Raw genomic sequence first — 4,869 nt, forward strand, 5'->3', positions numbered from 1 at the left:
CGGACTACGCCGCGGACGAGGACATACCGGTCGACCTGACGCTCGAGGATCCGGGAACCGGGCTCACCGGAAGCTACACTACCTCGATCTCCCAGGATAGCGATCCGATCGACGCTAACCGACCCGCCAAGCCGGCAGTCCCTGACCTGGCCGACGCGAGCGATAAGGGTGAGTCGAATAGCGACAATATCACGAACGACAACACCCCGACGTTCCAAGGAGGCACCGGGGCCGTCGAGGGGAACAGCACGGTGACGGTAACGAGCTCGATCGACGGCCCCCTCGGGACGACCGTGGCGAACGCCGACGGGAGCTGGTCGTTCACCGTTTCCACTCCGATCAGCGACGGGACGCACAATATAACGGTGACCGCGACCGACGCCGCTGGAAACGTGAGCCACCCGTCCGATCCCCTTACCGTCTTGATCGATACGCAACCTCCTGATCCGCCCGGAGGGCGGAGTCCGGCGGATGGGACCTACACGAACGACACTTCACCAACTCTGTCCTGGACCGTCCCAAGCGATCCTGGAGGGAGCGGTGTCTATGAGTACCGAGTTCAGATCGACGGCCCTGTAACCCGGGATCACTATACAACAAATACCTCCTATACTCCCAGCTTGGGAAACGAAGGGACGTATACATGGCGGCTATATGCGATCGACGTCGCCGGAAACGACAGTGAGTGGACCCCCTATTGGGCATTTACCATCGACGTAACGAAACCCACGGTTACCGCAGTCTCTCCGACGAGCCTGGCGGATGTGGATGCAGGCGTGGTGACGATTACCGTAACTTTTGATGAAGACATGAATACCTCTATCAATCCCACAGTTACAGTGGAGGACCTCGCCTCATCCCCATACAGTACGAACAACCCGTCATGGACTGACGCGCGCCACTTTACGTGCACATTTACGTTCAACGATGACAACGAAGAAGCAACAGGTCACTACCACATCTCTGGGGCCCAGGACTTGGCGGGAAATACGATGGATGACGACAACACACATTCGGTGGATGTCGACACGAAGAACCCCACAATTACATCGATCGTCTCTACCAGTCCGGATGGATACTACAAATCCGGGGACGATGTCGACGTAACAGTGAACTTCTCCGAGCCGGTCACCCTCACCGGAGGAACGCTCGATATCGACCTTGACAGTGGGGCGACCGTCAGCATTGGTCCGTTCGGCCCGGCGACGAGCGGGTCCACGACGTATACGGTGAGCGCGGGCGAGAACTCCTGTGACCTCGACGCAACCGGTGTCGCCCTGAACGGAGGCACGTTGCGTGACGCAGCGGGAAACGATGCCATCGTTGCCCTTCCTGCAACGACGATCGCCGACGGATCTGATATCACGGTCGATACGACCGCGCCGGTGATCAGTGATCTCACTGTCTCGGATGAGACGGTTGACGACAATTGTCAAGCCATAGTGACGTTCTCAGCGACTGTGACCGACAACTGCTGTATCGATGCCGGCAACGTTATTGTAAACGTGAGCCTCACGACTGGTAATGCCACGCTGGGGACTCCGACGATTACGAAGACGCAGAACGGACAGGGTGAAGTGGATGTAACAGGAAGCGTTCAAGTTTCAGACCTGAATGGCTGCCCGGCGACGGTACAGGTGACAGTCGATGCGACGGATTGCTGCGGCAATATCGGCATCCAAGCAAGTGAGACAGGAAACGTCACTGACACGATCGTGCCCACGATAAGCTGGGATACCCCTCTGCCCCCGAGTCCGCAGTACGTTGATCCCACCGACTGCTCGATCACCATCCCGATAGATGCGACGGTGAGTGACAACTGCTGCATCTCTGCGGCAAACGTAACTAAGAGCATCACCGTTACCAACGCCACGGTCACCGATACGGTAGCCGTCACGCAGGTGGACGATAATCACGTACGGATAGCCGGAAACATTACCGTTTCGGCCTTGACCGGATGCCCGGCGGTACTCACCGTGGCGATCAACGCCACAGACTGCTGTGGAAACGCCGATGCGTGGACTGCAAGTGTGAACATCTACGATCAGACGATCCCCGTGATCAGTAATCTCGTGGTCGCTGATCACGTATTGGTGAGCCCGGATTGCTGCGAGACGGTGGTCCCATTCGCCTTCGACGTAACCGACAGCTGCTGCATCACCCCGGCCGGAATCACGATCACTGTGACGAATCCGACGGATAACGCGGTGATCTCTTTCGACCGCGCGCGGGATGCGGCATTCACGCAGATCGACCAGGGGCATGTCGGCGTTGCCGGGATCGTCCACGTCCGCTGTCTGACGAGCTGCCCGGCGCGGGTCGAGGTGCACATAGAGGCGGTCGACTGCTGCGGCAATGCCGCCGTGCCGGTGACATCAACCGAAACCGAAGGGCGGGTGTACGATGTGACACCGCCCACCGCGGTCGACGATCCGAACGGTGCCGGTGACAAGAGCGCCGTGTTGGACCCGAATATGGATGTGCGGTTGGACGATTACGGTCAGTACCGTCTGATGGTGAGGCAGGACACGCCGGTGAGGATAGACGTGCTCGCCAACGATACCGACAACTGCTCGGCGTGCACCTGCTGTGGCACATTGTGGATCCACGACATCGTCGACCAGCCGCAATACGGCACGTTGAAGATCGAGACGGACCATGGTGACTGCCACGGAGGCACCGTCATCCGCTATGCCCCCGACCGCGGCTACGTCGGGCCTGACCACTTCACTTATCGGATCGTCGACGCCTGTGGGAACGTGTCGAATACGGCGACGGTCTACCTCGAAGTCGTCGCTCAGACGAAGATGGAGGATGTGTACACGACAACGTGTATCAACACCCCCGTCGATTTCAATGTAACTGCCACCGATCTGTGGATTCATCCGGATAATCCGGAAGTGATCCCGTTCGCGTTCGCTATTGCTTCTCCCCCTACACATGGGATCATAATCGGGGATCTGAACAATGTTACTTACAACAAGCACGGAAGGACGACGAAGGAGATAGAGTCGGCGAGGATCGACTTAACATACATCCCGGCCGAAGGGTTCACCGGACGCGACACGGCTATGGTGCGCTTCGCTGATCCGTTCGGCGGCGAGTCCACCGCGGGGGTCGACGTCCTCGTCTCGGACTGCCCCGGTCATCATGTCCGTAAGATCGTGCTCCATCATGGGGATAGGATAACGATCTTCGTTCCGGTCGCATTCACCACGGCCTACGAGGAGGGGAAGATCACGTGGTCGATCGAAGGGCTTCCCGCTGCGAAGATCACGGCCGAAAAGAATAAGCAAACCGGTGCGTATGTCCTCACTCTGGATGGGACGAAACTACCCCCTGGCAAGCACAAGGTGACGATCCCGCTGGGGAACGGTGAAGTGGTGACGTTCGATCTAGAGGTGAGCGAGTGATGCACCTGCGGCAAGTGCTCATCGTTGCGGTCGTTAGCATCGCCGTCTGTTCTGCAGCCATCGTCTCCATCGCCAGCGAGAACCTGACCGGGAGCTGGGACGCCGGGTTCACCATCAACGTGCAATCGCCGGCGATCACGGTCTTCCACTCCCAGGTAACCGAGGTGTATCGGCTCGATCAGTTGACACTTGAGGGAACGGCGCTGTGGAAGTACGAAGCGGGGCAATTAGAGTTTGACAGCATGTGGTTTGAAGGCCGGTACCCGCTTGGAGGCATCATCGACCTGCAGTCGCGGCTGGCATTCGATCCGACAGCGAGCAACATTCTCGATATCTTCGACTACTGGCGCACAACTGTCAGCTTCACGCTGCTCGACATCGACTTCGTCAACACGTTCTACCTGACGCGCCCACAGACCGCCTCCTACGAGCAGTTGACCGCGCGCGGGAGCATCGGCGACGTCTCCTACCGCAACCTGCTCCGATTCAACATGGATGCAACGGGAGGATTCTGCTTCGACAAGGAAGCGCTTAGCCTGTCGTGGACGTGGTGCGACATGAAGATGAGCGCAGCGATCGACTTCACGCAGAGCGGGTTCGGGAGCTTCACTCTTACCGAGAAGGGATACGCCATCCCCCGACTGTCGCAGGACGGCTACGGCCTGTTCCTCGATTTGTCGCTTTCGTTCACAACGGACACGAAGAAGATCACCCCGAGCATATCCCTCAAGACGCCGTGGATCGACTGCATCCGGTTGCTGAGCGAACTTGACACCGGAAGCGGGACTTTATCCATTGATGGGATCAATATCTACGGCGTTGTTTTTGACTACACCTATTCCGACGGGGTAAGGATCAAGTCGGCGACGTCGTTCGACAGCGCGAAGAACTCGTCCGTGACTGGACAGAGCGACTACTTCGAGTTGTTCCTGCTATCAGGGAGAACGGAGCCCTGCTGCGGCGGACCGGGGCGGTGGAGTGTAGCGACCTACTTCAGCCGTTCATCGACTCAATTGTTCGACTGGGGGATGACCCTGTTCAAGCTGAACATCGACCTGAGCGACCAACTGAGCACCGAAACGCAGATCGCGATCCGCTCGGGAGAGTTTGGTGATCCGCAACTGGAGCTGGTCCTGGGCTGGACCGCCCGGTGGTGATGAGGGGCTCACCCAATCAAAAGATGATTCTGTAGCGTCGCAGCTTGTCTGCGACGAAAAACTACCTCAGGAAAGCAATGAATATGCACGTTCTCCACATCGCGAACTCCCGGCGGGGACAAGCCCCGCCACTACGAACGTCGGGAAAAACACATCTTCTGTAGCGGCGCGCCTCCGTCAACTTTTGTAGCGTCGCAGCTTGTCTGCGACGAAAAATTACCTCAGGAAAGCAATGAATGCACGCTCTCCACATCGCGAACTCCCGGCGGGGACAAGCCCCGCCACTACGAACGTCGGGA

The 4,869-nt window shown here is 58.3% G+C and carries 2 protein-coding genes; both read left to right on the top strand.

What is annotated here, in order from left to right; genetic code table 11:
• On the top strand, window positions 1-3,413 hold a 3,413-nt coding region (locus J7J55_01270), incomplete at its 5' end, for a hypothetical protein (protein MCD6141338.1).
• Window positions 3,413-4,570: a hypothetical protein gene (locus tag J7J55_01275; protein MCD6141339.1), complete on the top strand. Its 1,158-nt coding sequence runs from the start codon at window positions 3,413-3,415 to the stop codon at window positions 4,568-4,570. The genes J7J55_01270 and J7J55_01275, both read left to right, overlap by 1 nt.
• Window positions 4,571-4,869: the final 299 nt, after the last annotated feature.

The sequence above is a fragment of the Candidatus Bipolaricaulota bacterium genome (genome assembly GCA_021159055.1).
GTDB lineage: Bacteria > Bipolaricaulota > Bipolaricaulia > UBA7950 > UBA9294 > S016-54.

Excerpts from the sequence above, each read along its gene's own strand:
- J7J55_01275 (MCD6141339.1), top strand. The coding sequence starts at position 3,413 with ATGCACCTGCGGCAAGTGCTCATCGTTGCGGTCGTTAGCATCGCCGTC.